This is a genomic window from Nitrosospira sp. NRS527, from assembly GCF_018406445.1.
Lineage (GTDB): Bacteria > Pseudomonadota > Gammaproteobacteria > Burkholderiales > Nitrosomonadaceae > Nitrosospira > Nitrosospira briensis.
On record NZ_AP024515.1, the window covers coordinates 3,232,831 to 3,246,216 of the forward strand.

The window sequence follows — 13,386 nt, forward strand, 5'->3', positions numbered from 1 at the left end:
CGACCTCAAAGATTAGGTTTTGATTCTGATCCGCAACTGCTCGGCAATCAACGGGTGCACAAACTTGTCCACGCTTCCACCCAGTTGCGCGATCTCCCGCACAATCGTGGCGGAGATAAACATGTATTGCTCCGATGGCGTCAAAAACATGGTCTCGACACCGGGATAGATACTGCGGTTCATCCCTGCCATCTGAAATTCGTATTCGAAATCGGATACGGCGCGCAAGCCCCGCAAGATGACTCTCGCATTCTGCTGTTGCGCAAATTCCATCAACAGGCCGGAGAATGCGGTCACCTCGACGTTGTGGCAGTCCGCCAGTACCGCGCGCGCCATTTCCACCCGCTCATGCTGGGTAAAGAAGGGTTTTTTTCCACTGCTCACCGCCACCGCGACCACTACCCGATCGAACAGGCCCGACGCACGCCGAATCAGATCCTCATGACCTCGTGTAATGGGATCAAACGTACCGGGGTATAGCGCTTTATCCATTCTTTTTTGATTTTAATAGTTGGTAACGAACCTTGCCAGCCTGTCCCTGGCGCCACACCAGCCAATCTGCGTCGACCTCCGGGAGGCTGTCATTCTCTATATAGACAAGCCCGCTGCCGGCGAGATGCGAATGCAGGCTCGATAATAGCTTGGGTAGCAGACCCAACCGATAGGGAGGATCAAGAAAAACCAGGTCGAACTGGTGTCTATCGGAATCGAGGAATTTTAACGCATCCATCGACATCAGCTCGATTCGTTCTGCTCCCAGCTTCTGCACGTTGATTTTCAGCGTCTTCATTACACCGGGGTCGGACTCTACCATTACTACGCGCGCTGCCCCCCGCGATGCAGCCTCGAAACTCATTGCCCCGCTGCCTGCAAACAGATCAAGGCAGCGTTTCCCACTCATATCCTGCCCCAACCAGTTGAATACGGTCTCGCGTACCCGGTCAGGGGTCGGCCTGAGATCTGCGCAGCTATCAAAGGTAATTATGCGGCTGCGCCATTCGCCGCCTATGATGCGAACTTTGTTTCTTATCATCCGGTTCTGAAAAATAGCCAAACCGTCGCAAGAGCAAATTACCGGTTTCCTATAGAAATTTTCCTATTTTTTATCCTCGGCCCCCACCACCACGGTTACCATTCCCGCTGGATTGATGCGGCGCTGAAAGGCTTCCTTGATCCGGGGAACGGTTACTTTTTCCACTGATTTAACGTAATCATCCAGATAGGTTAGCGGCAGATTATAGAAACCGATCATTGCCAGGTAACCGATGATTTTCTTGTTGCTGTCTATGCGTAACGGAAAACTGCCGATAATGTTCTGCTTGGCTGCGGTAAGCTCTTTTTCCGTCGGCCCGCCAGCGACAAAATCCGCCAGAACTTTGCGCGTCAGCGCGAGCGCTTCCTCCGACTGATCTTTCCTGGTTTGCAAGCCGATTTCGAATGGTCCCTTTTTTCTCAGCGGTGAAAATTGGCTATGAACACTGTAAGCCAACCCACGCTTTTGGCGAATTTCTTCCATCAGGCGCGAGGTGAATGCGCCGCCGCCAAGGATGTGGTTACCCACGAGCAGTGGAAAATAATCGGGATCATCGCGGCGGAGTCCCGGATAGGCGATAAGGATATGGCTTTGAGTGGCGGGGTGAGCAATTCTCTTGGTATCTGCAACCGGCGCTACCACGTCCGGCAGGCTATACGCGGACTTTTCTTGCGTAAGCGCTTTCGTCAGCGATTCAGCAATGGCTTCCGCTTCCGCGCGGCTCACGTCTCCCATGATGGACACCACGGCGTCTGGAGCGGAATAGAGAGACCGGTATAGATTCACCAGATCTTCGCGCTGCAGCGCGCTCACGCTATCGATTTCACCCGAACCGCGCAGTCCGTATGGGTGGCTGCCGTAGAGCATTTTCATCAACGTGCGATCGGCGATATTTCCCGGTTTGGTGTCCGCTTCACTCAATCCCGCAGTCGCCCGGGCTTTTTCCCTTTCCATCACTTTCGCGTCGAATTCGGGATGCTGTATGACCCGACGGAATATATCCAGCGCCTGCTCGCGCTCACGCGTACTGCTTAGCGTGCGTAATGCAATGCCCGCACGATCCTGATCAAAATGACTATTGAGCTGAGCGCCGATATCGGCCAACGCTTTTGCGATCTGATCTTCGCTCAACCCGCCTGCGCCAAGATCCAGCAGATGCAGAGTCATGGCAGCGCGGCCGGATTTTTCGCGGGTATCGGTACTGCTGCCCGCGCTGAAATCGATGCTGATGTCGAGTATCGGTAAATCACGGCTTTCAATGAAATATACCCGCGCACCGGAAGGAGTCTGCCAGTGCTCTATCGGCAGAGCGGCAAAAGCCCATTGGGAAAATGCACCCAAAAACAGGAAAAATATCAAGCGCATCACATGCATCGCGGCCTCTCTAAAAAAGCGCTTTTTGAATTCAAGGCAAGAAATGGACAGATCAAGGTTATAGCATCAATGCCGCAACCCCGCGGGTGCGGCAGAGGGAGCTTTCTGTTCCAGTGGCTGGGGGTCGAGTACGGCAACTGTCAGACTGTCATCCACCAAATATTTTTTTGCCACTTCACGCACCTGCTCGGCGGTAACGGCTTGCAGCTTTTTCAACATCGTATCCACATCACGATAAGACAACCCGATGCTTTCCAGCTGACCGATCTGCATCGCCTGAGCAAACATCGAATCGAGCTGAAAGACGTGGCTGGCAACGACCTGCGCCTTGACCCGCGCGAGTTCCTCGGCGGTTACGCCGTCGCGCACAAGTTTTTCCATTTCTCCGCGCAAGGCCGCTTCCAGGTCGGCCACTGTTTTACCTTCACTCGGTGTGCCATCGATATAAAACATGCCGGGACCGCGCCCGGTTGAGTCGTAGCCTGCACCAGCCGAACTCGCAATGCGCTGTTCGCGCACCAGTTCCTTGTTGAGCCGCGCCGATTCGTTGCCATCCAGCACGCCGGCCAGCATTTCCAGCGCATAAGGCTCCCAATCGGTGGCGGGATTGCGTAATACCGGCGCGTGATAACTCATCGCGAGGTATGGCAGCCGTGCCGGCGCTTTTACCGTGAGCCGCTTGGTGCCTAGCTGCTTCGGCTCGATCTGGGGCTTGCGTTTATCCAGCGGCAATAGCGTGCGCGACTTGATCTGTCCATAATACTTTTGTGCCAAAGCAAAGACTTCTCCCGGATTTACGTCACCCACCACGACCAGGATGGCATTGTTGGGTGCATACCAGCGGTCGTACCACTCCTGCGCGTCGCCGACATTCATGTTCTCCAGGTCGTTCATCCAGCCTATTACGGGACGCCGGTACGGATGCGACTGAATAGCGGTCGCAGTCATTTTCTCATGCACCAGCGCGCGCGGTTGATCATCGGTGCGGAGTCGCCGCTCCTCCATCACCACTTCGATTTCCTTGGCGAACTCCTCTTTTGTCAGCACTAGGTTACGCATCCGGTCGGACTCCAGTTGCATTGCCAGCGGCAGCCTGGACTTATGCAATTGCTGGAAATAGGCGGTGTAATCGCGGCTGGTGAAAGCATTCTCGCGTCCACCGGCCGCTGCGATAAGCGTCGAAAATTCGCTACCGGGAAATTTCTTCGTACCCTTGAACATCATATGTTCCAACACATGGGCCACGCCGGTAACGCCATTCACTTCATCAATGCTTCCCGCCTTGTACCAGATTTGCGAGATTACCACCGGTGAGCGATGATCTTCCTTGACGACCAGCTTGAGGCCATTGGCGAGCTTGTACTCATGCGTAGTGGCCGCATGCGTAGCAGCCATGGCGCTTGCTGAAACCAGCGAAACGAATACCATCGCAATAGCCCGCAAAGCGGAAGAAAGAACAGTAACACGACGATAAAGCATCATTTTTTTAATAACCTAAGTCCGGGTAAACGGAATAAAATCGGGAACAGGATTCTCCTGCCATTTCCACACATTAATTTCGACTCATACTGACAGCCTACCAGAATGCCAGGTTTCTTTAAATCCAAAAATAGCGCTGCCCCTGCGGAACCCGCGTCCACGAATTGGTCAGCGCGGGTCAGGCAGGGGCTCTCCCGTACCCGGGATAACCTGGGTAGGCGCCTGTCCGGCCTGTTCGGCGGTGGTAAAATAGACGAAGCGCTCTATGAGGAATTGGAAACGATCCTGCTCACCGCGGATGCCGGCGTAAATGCGACGACGTGGCTGCTTGGCGAACTGCGAAGCGAAGTCAGACGCAAAGGCCTTACCGATGCGGCGCAACTCAAGGGCGCGTTGCAGGAAGCCCTCGCTGCTTTACTTGAGCCACTGGTGCAGCCTCTCGACACGGATACGAGCAAGCCCTTTATCATTATGCTGGCCGGCGTGAACGGCGCGGGGAAAACCACCTCTATCGGAAAACTTGCCCATTATTTTCAGTTACAGCGAAAGACCGTTCTGCTTGCCGCCGGCGATACGTTTCGTGCCGCCGCACGTGAACAACTGATGGCCTGGGGCGAGCGCAACAATGTCGCCGTCATCGCCCAGGAGAATAGCGGCCAGCAAAAGGGCGATCCTGCGGCGGTAATATTCGATGCGGTTAATGCCGCGAAAGCACGTGGCATCGATATCGTACTCGCGGATACCGCCGGACGGCTCGCCACGCAACTGCATCTCATGGAGGAAATCAAGAAAGTCAAACGCGTCATCGCCAAAGCCGAGCCGGGCGCACCCCATGAAACGCTGCTGGTGCTCGACGCCAACACCGGCCAGAATGCGGTTGCTCAGGTGCAAGCCTTTGACGACGCGCTGGGTCTCACCGGACTTATCGTCACCAAGCTCGATGGTACGGCAAAAGGTGGGGTAATCGCTGCTATCGCCAGACAACGCCAGAAGAAAACGCCGCTACCTATTCGTTTTATCGGCGTGGGTGAGGGCCTCGATGATTTGAGGCCGTTCGTCGCAAGTGAATTTGTCGAGGCACTTTTTGATTGAGAGAATCAAGCGAGTGGAAATTCGGAATCAATGGCATAACCCCAGTAATCGATGATTAGCTTCAGCCAGGTCTATAAACGTTATCCGAACGGCTACGAAGCACTCAGGAATATCAGTTTTAGCCTCGAAGCGGGCGAAATGGCCCTGATTACCGGCCATTCGGGCGCGGGCAAGACGACGCTGCTGAGGCTTATTGCCGCCATCGAGCGCCCTACCTCGGGCAGCATAATCGTCAATGGCCAGAATGTCAGCACGCTCAAGAGCGGTGCAATTCCTTTTTTGCGGCGCAATCTCGGATTGGTGTTCCAGGATCAAAAAATCCTGTTCGACCGCAATGTCTTCCAGAATGTACTGCTGCCCCTGCAAATAAGCGGGTTTGGTTCCAAGGCGGCGACCCGGCGGGTACGCGCGGCGCTCGACAAGGTAGGCCTGCTGAACAGGGAAAAAGCCTGGCCCATTACGCTTTCAGGGGGTGAGCAACAACGCCTGTGCATTGCCCGCGCCATAGTCAACAGGCCCTCCATCCTTATCGCGGATGAGCCAACCAGCAACCTTGACGCCGATTACGCAAGAGATATCATGGACATGTTCGTGTCGTTCAATCAGGTGGGCGTGGCGATACTGATCGCTACCCATGACGTCGAGTTGCTGGGCAGCATGCAGCAGCGCATTTTGACACTCAATCATGGCGAGCTGGCCGCATGAACGTTTGGCTTTCCCATCACTTGCATGCTCTTGCTCTGGCATTCAAACGGCTGGGGCGTGCGCCACTTGGAAGCCTGCTCAGCATTGCCGTGATCGGAATCGCTTTCAGTCTCCCCGCCGGCATTTACGTGCTGCTGGAAAACCTCCAGGTTCTCTCCGGTCAATTTTCGGGGGCGCCGCAATTGAGCCTGTTCCTGAGGCTGGATGCAGACAAGGATGACGTGGCGAAAATCGAATCGTTTCTGGAACAGCATCCTCCGGTGGCGAGCTTCAGGTTCGTTTCCAAAGATAGCGCCCTTGATCAATTCAAGCAGGACAGTGGATTGTCCGATGTAATGAGCGGCCTCGAGCGGAATCCGCTCCCGGACGCTTTCGTCATCAGCACCAGAGCGCTTACGCCTGAAAGGCTGGAAGCATTGCGCACGGAACTGGGGCAGTTGCCGCAAGTCGAACATGCACAGGTTGACTCGGCCTGGGCCAAACGGCTTGATGCCTTGCTCAAGCTGGGCCATCTGGCGGTGTTAATGCTTGGTGCGCTACTGAGCTTTTCGCTGATAGCCGTAGCATTCAATACGATACGTTTGCAAATCCTGACGATGCGAGATGAAATAGAGGTTGCAAAGCTAATCGGCGCAACCACAGGTTTCGTTCGGCGCCCTTTTCTGTATTTTGGGGCCTTGCAAGGGTTGGTAGGCGGTGCCGCAGCATGGCTTATCATTTCTGCGGGAATTTATCTCACGGATGGACAACTGAAGGATTTGTTGCAACTGTATGAGGTGAATTTTCGTCTCTATCATCTCTCGTTGGAGGATAGCCTGAGCCTGTTGCTTTTCTCGGCAGGGCTCGGGTGGGCGGGGGCGTGGTTGTCGGTCGCGAATCATCTCTCGCAAGTAGAACCGAGATAATTCATGGGCTTAAGCGGGTCCACAATGGAACTTTCCAAACTGTTGACGCTCTTATAGGAATAGGGTAACTTTGACGAAAACGGGGGATACATGAATTTCGCTTTAGCCATACCTTCAACCGGCAGCATCGAAAGCTACATCCAGTCTGCCAATCGCTTCGGAATTCTTTCTCAGGAAGAAGAGATTCGCTTGGCGCGATCCCTGAGGGATGAAGATAACATCGACGCTGCCCGCCAACTGGTGTTGTCGCACTTGCGCGTAGTGGTCGCCATCGCTCGCGGCTATAAAGGGTATGGTCTGCCCCAGGCCGACCTGATTCAAGAAGGCAACATTGGCCTCATGAAAGCGGTAAAACGCTATGATCCCGAACGCGGCGTGAGACTGGTATCGTTTGCGGTGCACTGGATCAAGGCTGAAATCCACGAATTCATACTGCGTAACTGGCGGTTGGTGAGAATTGCCACCACGAAAGCGCAGCGTAAGCTGTTCTTTAACCTGCGCAGCATGAAGTCGGTGCTGGACACCATGAATCCGGAAGAGGTCAATGCAATGGCCAAGCAGTTGGGGGTCAAGGTCGAGGAAGTGGTGGAAATGGAGACCCGCTTCAGCGGAAGAGATATTTCGCTCGAGCCTTTATCCGATGACGATGACGATGAAGCATTCAGCCCCATCGCTTATCTTACCGATGGCTCAGAACCTCGGCAGTTGCTGGAAGCTGAAGAGAACACGCGCCTGCGCGGGGAAGGCCTGGAGCAGGCGCTATCCGGCCTGGACGCTCGCAGCCGACGCATCATTGAAGCCCGCTGGCTGCGGGAAAAAGATCCCGCGACCCTGCATGATCTTGCTGGCGAATTGGGCGTGTCTGCGGAGCGAATCCGCCAGATTGAAGCCAAAGCCATGCAGAAAATGCGTACCGCCTTGGCCCCTGGCGCGTAATTGCAGGGACTAAGCCTCAACATCCTGCAAAAGACATCACTGTTTTATAAACGCGGCGCTTCTGTTTAGGGATTCTTTCCGCTTCTCGCTTTGTGTTGACGCACCCGCGGTTGACACGCACTGCGCAACCCCTCTAGATCCAGATATTGATGGGGCTTGGCAGTCTGTCGGATTTAAAGAAAATCGACTCGCCCGTTCATATCTCGCTGTTTTCGGCCCTTTCAGGCCAATAGAATAACTATTGGCCTTCAAAATCCTCAAAATCCACCCTCACCCAGCCACTTTTTCGCTGCGATTCTTCAAGCCCGACAGGCTGCTAGCTCGGGTTTATTTCCGCCCATTGTTCGGGTGTGTGGGTTTTCATGGATAGCGCATGGATTTCCTGCTTCATCCTGTCGCCGAGCGCGCGGTAAACAAGCTGATGCTGCTGCACCATATTTTTCCCCCGGAATTCAGCACTCACAATGATGGCGCTGAAATGATGTCCGTCATCCCCTTCCACATGCACCAGTTCGCACGGCAGGGAGCTTTCGATGTGATTTTTGATGCTTTCTGGTGTAACCATCCTTCTCTTCCTTATATAAATGATTCTCTTGAGATTCCTGATAGATAAACGCCTGGATTTACCATGCAGATCCCTACCGCAGAACCTTGGACAGAGCTACTGCCGGATCTTGTAACCCGTCCTCAACATCTGCAATGTCAACCATGATACCGCCAGGAAGCATGTTGCTACAATCCCAAGGCTGACATAGGGCGAAATATCCGACGTACCGAAGAAGCCGTAGCGAAAACCATCGATTATGTAGAAAAACGGATTCAAATGGGAGAGTCCTCGCCAGAAAGGCGGTAGCGAGTGGATTGTGTAGAATACCCCCGATAAGAAAGTCAGCGGCAGAATGACGAAGTTTTGAAATGTGGCAAGCTGATCAAATTTTTCCGCCCAGATACCGGCAATGAGACCTAGCGCACCCAGCAATGCGCTACCCGTCAAAGCAAATATGAATATCCATGGAAAGGAGGATAAGGATACATCGAAAAACCCGTAGGTTATCAGATAAACGCCCAGTCCCACCGCCAAGCCACGCACTACCGATGCCAGCACATAGGCAAAGAATATTTCCCGGTAGGATAGCGGCGATAACAGCACAAATACCAGATTTCCGGTGATCTTGGATTGGATCAGGCTAGACGACGAGTTGGCGAAAGCATTTTGGAGCACCGCCATCATTATCAAACCCGGAATCATAAAAACAGTGTAGGCGACACCTGGATAAGCCTGCACATGGGCGTCCAGGACATGAGAAAAAATCATGAGATAAAGCAGGGTGGACACCATAGGCGCAAATACGGTTTGAAATCCAACCTTCCAGAATCGAAGCAATTCCTTATGGAACAGCGTCAAAAATCCGGTCATGTGATGGGAACGGCTACCGCTTCCCTGATTTCGACATCCCCCATGATTTTTACGAATACCTCTTCGAGGTCGGGCTGAAATACCTGCATCTCCAGCACCTGCAATCCTGCCGTACGCAACACCGCCATAACATGCTCAAGCTGGGAATATTCGTCAAGCGCCAGAATGTAATATTCCTCTTCACAGCGGCTCAGCAACGGCTGCAGCGCTGGAGGCAGCGTATCGGGCGATAACCGCAGCCGCACAGAGCATCCGGAAATTCCATTAATGAGGTTTCTGATGCTATCGAGCGCCACGATATTGCCTTGCTTCAGCATTGCGACACGGCTGCATAAGGCTTCTGCTTCGTCAAGGTAATGGGTGGTGAGCACGATGGTATGACCATCACGATTCAATTCTTTGATAAAACGCCAAAGGCCTTGGCGCAACTCGACGTCAACCCCCGCGGTAGGCTCGTCCAGTACGATGACCGGTGGCTTATGCACCAATGCCTGAGCCACCAGCACACGTCGCTTCATGCCGCCGGAAAGCGTGCGCATGTTGGCATCCGCCTTGTCCGTGAGATCCAGATGGTGAATTATTTCGTCTATCCAGGATTTATTGTTTTTTAAGCCGTAATATCCGGATTGAATTGCGAGCGTTTCACGAACGGTAAAAAAGGGATCGAACACCAGTTCTTGTGGCACCACGCCCAGCATGCGCCGAGCTTCGCGGTAGTCCGCAACGACATCGTGACCCATTACCCTGGCGCTGCCGCTAGTGGCGCGGGTGAGTCCGGCAATGATGTTGATAAGCGTTGTCTTGCCTGCACCGTTGGGGCCGAGCAAGGCAAAAAATTCCCCGATTCTTATTTCAAGGTCAATACCCGCCAACGCTTGCAGCCGGCCGAAGCGTTTGTACATCTGTTTGACTTCGATTGCCGGGGTCATCGAGAAGTTGAATAAGGTAATGGCCCGACACATGGGCCGGATATGGGATACGGATTGCCGGTTGGCGACGGGTAAGCATCTATTTATAAGATACTTGAGTCCGACAGGGATCGGTTACCGGTCAGGCCACGTGCATCAATTCGGACAGGCCATATAACTGCACGAGGCTTCGCAGATTAAGCGGTATATTGGCAAAGCGCACAGGGCGATTGCGACGACCCGCCTCGCGCTGCCACTCCAGCAACATGCTGACGGCGGAAGAATCCACCTCAGTTACACGCGCCAGGTCGATTACCATATCATCGCGATCAAACAAAGCGATGCCTTGCCCAACCATCGCCACAACATTATTGATGGTTATCGAGCCTTCAACGCTCAGTTCGCCGCCCTCGCGCAAAACCAATTTAGCCGCATCTTCAGTCATCGATTATTTCGCTGACCTATTTCGCTGACGCTGCCTTATTATCGGCAGCAACCAGGGCACGGTTTTTGTCCACGAGCGTTTGGATCAATTTTTCTACGCCACCGTCACGTACCTGATTATTGAAGGTGCTGCGATAATTGGTTACCAGGCTTACCCCGGCCACTGTCACATCGTAGACTTTCCAGTCGTCACCGGTTTTTTCCATACTGTAGTCGATGGGGATCGGCTGCTGACCCTGATTTATCACTTTTGTCTTGACCGTGGTATCGGTATCACCTGCCTTATCTTTCATCGGCTCAACCGTAATGGTATGGTCGCTGTAGCTGCTCAGTGCGTTGGAATAGGTGCGTACCAGCAACGTACGAAATTCCTTTACCAATACCTGCTGTTGTTCGGGCGTCGCCTTGGACCAATTCTTGCCCATCGCCAACCGGGTCATCCGGGTAAAGTCGAAATGAGGCAATATCTTGGCTTCCACCAGATCCAGAATCTTGGTGGTATTGCCTGCACGCAAGTCCTTATCTTGCCGAACGATTGCGAGCACCTCCTGGGCCGTATTATCCACCAGGGTATCGGGGCTGGTCGCCATGGCCCATGCGGGGAGCGTAACCAGCCAGGTCGCCAATAACAAAGACGTATTAAAGTATTTCTTCATGATTTCCTCGCAAGAATTTATTTAACCACAATGCCGGACGCATCGTGAAATTACGACTATTTTCAATCACCCTTATTGCTCTCGTCTTCCTCCGGCGTCTTATTCTCTGATGCTTTGTCGAACAGGAAGCGGCCGATCATTTCTTCCAGGACCATGGCGGAATTGGTTTTCATGATTTTATCTCCATTCTTCAGCATTGTCTCGTCGCCGCCCGCCGCCATACCGATATACTGCTCCCCTAAAAGACCTGATGTGAGAATGCTGGCGAAAGTGTCCTTGGGAAATTGATAGCGGTTGTCAATGCTAAGGGTTACTACGGCATCATAAGTCTTCGTATTGAACTGAATATTCGTTACACGCCCCACTACCACGCCAGCGCCTTTTACCGGCGCCTTGACTTTCAAACCGCCGATATTCTCGAAACTTCCGGTCAATGTATAACTCTCTGCCGAGCTATAAGTGCCGAGGTTCCCAACCTTCAATGCCAGCAGCAGCAATGCGCCTATTCCGGCCAATACAAATACGCCTACCCACAGATCCATCGTCGTCCGCTGCATCAGCTCATTCCCCTGAACATGACCGAGGTTAAAACAAAATCCAGTCCCAGTATCGCCAGCGCGGAAGTCACCACGGTGCGGGTGGTCGCGCCGGACACTCCCTCAGCCGTCGGCGCCGCATCGTAACCCTCGAACACGGCAATTGCTGTCACAGCCACACCAAAAACACAGGTCTTGATGATACCGTTGACGATGTCGTATCTGAAATCCACCGCATCCTGCATTTGTGACCAGAACGATCCTTCATCCACACCGATAAGCACTACGGCCACCAAATAACCGCCAAAGATCCCGACGATGGAAAACATTGCCGCAAGTAACGGCATTGAAATCACGCCTGCCCAGAACCGGGGAGCGACCACCCGTGCGATCGGATCCACCGCCATCATTTCCATCGCTGCCAGCTGATCGGTGGCTTTCATCAAGCCGATTTCAGCAGTGATGGCGGAGCCGGCGCGACTGGCAAACAGCAACGCCGCCACCACGGGTCCCAGTTCTCGAACGAGCGACAGTGCAACCATTGTACCCACGGCAGATTCGGCCCCGAACCGCTGTAATGTCTCATAGCCCTGCAAACCCAGCACCATGCCGACAAACAACCCCGATACGACGATAATGATGAGCGACAATACGCCCGTAAAATAAAGCTCCCGGATAATCAGGCCGAAGCGCCGAAAGCTGGTACCCGACTTCAGCAGGGTCAGCAAGAAAAAGCGGCTGGCGTTGCCCAGCCGCCAGACGCTATCTATCACGCGGTGACCCACGCCCCGGATGCCGATAACGATGCGCCTAGGCAAAACTGCCCTCCAGTTTCAGATCGCGCGCATAGGCTTGAGACGGGTAGTGAAACGAGACGGGACCGTCCTCTTCGCCATGCACGAACTGATGCACGAAAGGAGCGATCGATCCGCGCACTTCATCCGGGGTGCCATGTGCTGCAATCACCCCGTCTGCGACAAAGTATACGTAGTCCACGATTTTCAGCGACTCCTGCACGTCGTGCGTCACGACGATTGAAGTCATGCCTAACGCGTCAGTCAAACGACGGATCAGATTACCGATGACGGTTAGCGAAATGGGGTCAAGACCTGTAAATGGCTCATCATACATGATGAGTACCGGATCAAGCGCAATCGAACGGGCCAACGCCACGCGGCGGGCCATTCCTCCCGAAAGCTCCGCCGGCATCAGATCGTGCGCACCGCGCAGGCCGACAGCCTGAAGTTTCATCAACACCAGGTCGCGGATCATGGATTCCGGTAAATCAGTATGCTCCCGCATCTGGAAAGCTACATTATCGAATACCGACAAATCGGTAAACAGAGCGCCGAACTGAAATAACATGCTCATCTTCCGGCGCATCTGGAAAAGCTCATCTCTTTTTAGCTCATGCACTATCTTGCCGGCAAACTTGACATAACCGGCAGACGGACGGATCGCACCGCCGATAAGGCGCAACAGGGTAGTCTTGCCGCTACCGCTGCCTCCCATGATGGCGATGACTTTGCCGCGCGACATGGTTATGTCGATCCCTTTGAGAATGGAACGATCCCCATAGGAAAAACTCAGGTCCTTGGTTTCGATCAAAGCTTCAGATGCCATTCTGCCAGGGGATGGAGATTGATTTGACGGGATTCTGATTTTAACCTAAATCCGGCAGTTGGACAGGGTGGAGTGTTCGGTCAGGGTACGGTGAAAAGCGGTGACATGAAATGGCGGATCGTTCTGGACTAAGCAGTATCTTCGGGAGTTCTGCCCCGCAGCAGCCGAAAATGGCATGAAACGGGCTCGTCGTCCACGTCGCCTAAGCCGCTTTTCGCGAGACCTCTTCGTGCGATGTTCCTAACCCGGATGTTTCATAAATTCGCGTGATGATTGCA

At 53.6% G+C, this 13,386-nt stretch carries 16 protein-coding genes; 4 read left to right on the forward strand and 12 right to left on the reverse strand.

Annotation, left to right across the window (positions count from 1 at the left end; translation table 11 throughout):
- Nucleotides 1-12 precede the first annotated feature (12 nt).
- The 4 genes from coaD to KJS40_RS14405 form a co-directional block, all read right to left on the reverse strand.
- Nucleotides 13-492: a pantetheine-phosphate adenylyltransferase gene (coaD, locus tag KJS40_RS14390; protein ID WP_213538528.1), complete on the reverse strand. Its 480-nt coding sequence runs from the start codon at nucleotides 490-492 to the stop codon at nucleotides 13-15.
- Nucleotides 485-1,033, reverse strand: coding sequence for a 16S rRNA (guanine(966)-N(2))-methyltransferase RsmD (rsmD, locus tag KJS40_RS14395; RefSeq protein ID WP_213538529.1), 549 nt, complete (start codon nucleotides 1,031-1,033; stop codon nucleotides 485-487). The genes coaD and rsmD overlap by 8 nt, the downstream gene beginning before the upstream one ends.
- Before the next feature lie 63 nt (nucleotides 1,034-1,096).
- On the reverse strand, nucleotides 1,097-2,407 hold the full coding sequence (locus KJS40_RS14400; protein WP_213538530.1) for a pitrilysin family protein: 1,311 nt from the start codon (nucleotides 2,405-2,407) through the stop codon (nucleotides 1,097-1,099).
- Nucleotides 2,408-2,473: 66 nt separating this feature from the next.
- Nucleotides 2,474-3,802, reverse strand: a complete 1,329-nt coding sequence (locus tag KJS40_RS14405; protein ID WP_244859787.1) for a pitrilysin family protein — start codon at nucleotides 3,800-3,802, stop codon at nucleotides 2,474-2,476.
- 189 nt (nucleotides 3,803-3,991) lie between these two features.
- On the opposite strand from KJS40_RS14405, the gene ftsY reads away from it, so the two are divergent.
- From ftsY to rpoH, 4 genes are all read left to right on the forward strand, one after another.
- Nucleotides 3,992-4,978, forward strand: coding sequence for a signal recognition particle-docking protein FtsY (gene ftsY / locus KJS40_RS14410; protein WP_213538531.1), 987 nt, complete (start codon nucleotides 3,992-3,994; stop codon nucleotides 4,976-4,978).
- Nucleotides 4,979-5,029: 51 nt separating this feature from the next.
- On the forward strand, nucleotides 5,030-5,683 hold the full coding sequence (gene ftsE, locus KJS40_RS14415) for a cell division ATP-binding protein FtsE (protein WP_025041850.1): 654 nt from the start codon (nucleotides 5,030-5,032) through the stop codon (nucleotides 5,681-5,683).
- Nucleotides 5,680-6,588, forward strand: a complete 909-nt coding sequence (gene ftsX / locus KJS40_RS14420; protein ID WP_213538532.1) for a permease-like cell division protein FtsX — start codon at nucleotides 5,680-5,682, stop codon at nucleotides 6,586-6,588. Before ftsE ends, ftsX begins: the two co-directional genes overlap by 4 nt.
- A gap of 90 nt (nucleotides 6,589-6,678) precedes the next feature.
- Nucleotides 6,679-7,524 (forward strand): RNA polymerase sigma factor RpoH, encoded by an 846-nt coding sequence (gene rpoH / locus KJS40_RS14425; protein ID WP_213538533.1) that lies wholly within the window; start codon nucleotides 6,679-6,681, stop codon nucleotides 7,522-7,524.
- Between the two features lie 316 nt (nucleotides 7,525-7,840).
- Here the strand turns inward: rpoH and KJS40_RS14430 are convergent, their stop codons facing one another.
- From KJS40_RS14430 to KJS40_RS14465, 8 genes are all read right to left on the reverse strand, one after another.
- Nucleotides 7,841-8,089 (reverse strand): BolA/IbaG family iron-sulfur metabolism protein, encoded by a 249-nt coding sequence (locus KJS40_RS14430; protein WP_072768148.1) that lies wholly within the window; start codon nucleotides 8,087-8,089, stop codon nucleotides 7,841-7,843.
- 96 nt (nucleotides 8,090-8,185) lie between these two features.
- Complete coding sequence (locus tag KJS40_RS14435; protein WP_213538534.1) at nucleotides 8,186-8,941, reverse strand: ABC transporter permease; 756 nt, start codon at nucleotides 8,939-8,941, stop codon at nucleotides 8,186-8,188.
- Entirely contained in the window at nucleotides 8,938-9,870 is a 933-nt protein-coding gene (locus tag KJS40_RS14440) for an ABC transporter ATP-binding protein (RefSeq protein WP_213539872.1), read from the reverse strand. Before KJS40_RS14440 ends, KJS40_RS14435 begins: the two co-directional genes overlap by 4 nt.
- Nucleotides 9,871-9,991: 121 nt before the next feature.
- Nucleotides 9,992-10,294, reverse strand: a complete 303-nt coding sequence (locus KJS40_RS14445; protein ID WP_213538535.1) for an STAS domain-containing protein — start codon at nucleotides 10,292-10,294, stop codon at nucleotides 9,992-9,994.
- 16 nt (nucleotides 10,295-10,310) lie between these two features.
- On the reverse strand, nucleotides 10,311-10,949 hold the full coding sequence (locus tag KJS40_RS14450; protein WP_025041857.1) for an ABC transporter substrate-binding protein: 639 nt from the start codon (nucleotides 10,947-10,949) through the stop codon (nucleotides 10,311-10,313).
- 62 nt (nucleotides 10,950-11,011) lie between these two features.
- Nucleotides 11,012-11,506 (reverse strand): outer membrane lipid asymmetry maintenance protein MlaD, encoded by a 495-nt coding sequence (gene mlaD / locus KJS40_RS14455; protein WP_025041858.1) that lies wholly within the window; start codon nucleotides 11,504-11,506, stop codon nucleotides 11,012-11,014.
- The gene (gene mlaE / locus KJS40_RS14460) at nucleotides 11,506-12,303 is read right to left on the reverse strand and encodes a lipid asymmetry maintenance ABC transporter permease subunit MlaE (RefSeq protein ID WP_213538536.1); all 798 of its coding nucleotides are present in this window, start codon (nucleotides 12,301-12,303) and stop codon (nucleotides 11,506-11,508) included. The genes mlaD and mlaE overlap by 1 nt, the downstream gene beginning before the upstream one ends.
- Complete coding sequence (locus tag KJS40_RS14465) at nucleotides 12,296-13,108, reverse strand: ABC transporter ATP-binding protein (RefSeq protein ID WP_213538537.1); 813 nt, start codon at nucleotides 13,106-13,108, stop codon at nucleotides 12,296-12,298. Before KJS40_RS14465 ends, mlaE begins: the two co-directional genes overlap by 8 nt.
- Nucleotides 13,109-13,386 lie beyond the last annotated feature (278 nt).

What these genes read in the sequence shown, in the direction of transcription:
- rpoH (WP_213538533.1), top strand. Translation starts at nt 6,679, where the DNA reads ATGAATTTCGCTTTAGCCATACCTTCAACCGGCAGCATCGAAAGCTAC.
- KJS40_RS14435 (WP_213538534.1), bottom strand. Translation starts at nt 8,941, where the DNA reads ATGACCGGATTTTTGACGCTGTTCCATAAGGAATTGCTTCGATTCTGG.
- KJS40_RS14440 (WP_213539872.1), bottom strand. Translation starts at nt 9,870, where the DNA reads ATGACCCCGGCAATCGAAGTCAAACAGATGTACAAACGCTTCGGCCGG.
- ftsX (WP_213538532.1), top strand. Translation starts at nt 5,680, where the DNA reads ATGAACGTTTGGCTTTCCCATCACTTGCATGCTCTTGCTCTGGCATTC.
- KJS40_RS14400 (WP_213538530.1), bottom strand. Translation starts at nt 2,407, where the DNA reads ATGCATGTGATGCGCTTGATATTTTTCCTGTTTTTGGGTGCATTTTCC.
- KJS40_RS14445 (WP_213538535.1), bottom strand. Translation starts at nt 10,294, where the DNA reads ATGACTGAAGATGCGGCTAAATTGGTTTTGCGCGAGGGCGGCGAACTG.
- KJS40_RS14430 (WP_072768148.1), bottom strand. Translation starts at nt 8,089, where the DNA reads ATGGTTACACCAGAAAGCATCAAAAATCACATCGAAAGCTCCCTGCCG.
- ftsE (WP_025041850.1), top strand. Translation starts at nt 5,030, where the DNA reads ATGATTAGCTTCAGCCAGGTCTATAAACGTTATCCGAACGGCTACGAA.
- rsmD (WP_213538529.1), bottom strand. Translation starts at nt 1,033, where the DNA reads ATGATAAGAAACAAAGTTCGCATCATAGGCGGCGAATGGCGCAGCCGC.
- KJS40_RS14450 (WP_025041857.1), bottom strand. Translation starts at nt 10,949, where the DNA reads ATGAAGAAATACTTTAATACGTCTTTGTTATTGGCGACCTGGCTGGTT.
- mlaD (WP_025041858.1), bottom strand. Translation starts at nt 11,506, where the DNA reads ATGCAGCGGACGACGATGGATCTGTGGGTAGGCGTATTTGTATTGGCC.
- KJS40_RS14405 (WP_244859787.1), bottom strand. Translation starts at nt 3,802, where the DNA reads ATGGCTGCTACGCATGCGGCCACTACGCATGAGTACAAGCTCGCCAAT.
- KJS40_RS14465 (WP_213538537.1), bottom strand. Translation starts at nt 13,108, where the DNA reads ATGGCATCTGAAGCTTTGATCGAAACCAAGGACCTGAGTTTTTCCTAT.
- ftsY (WP_213538531.1), top strand. Translation starts at nt 3,992, where the DNA reads ATGCCAGGTTTCTTTAAATCCAAAAATAGCGCTGCCCCTGCGGAACCC.
- coaD (WP_213538528.1), bottom strand. Translation starts at nt 492, where the DNA reads ATGGATAAAGCGCTATACCCCGGTACGTTTGATCCCATTACACGAGGT.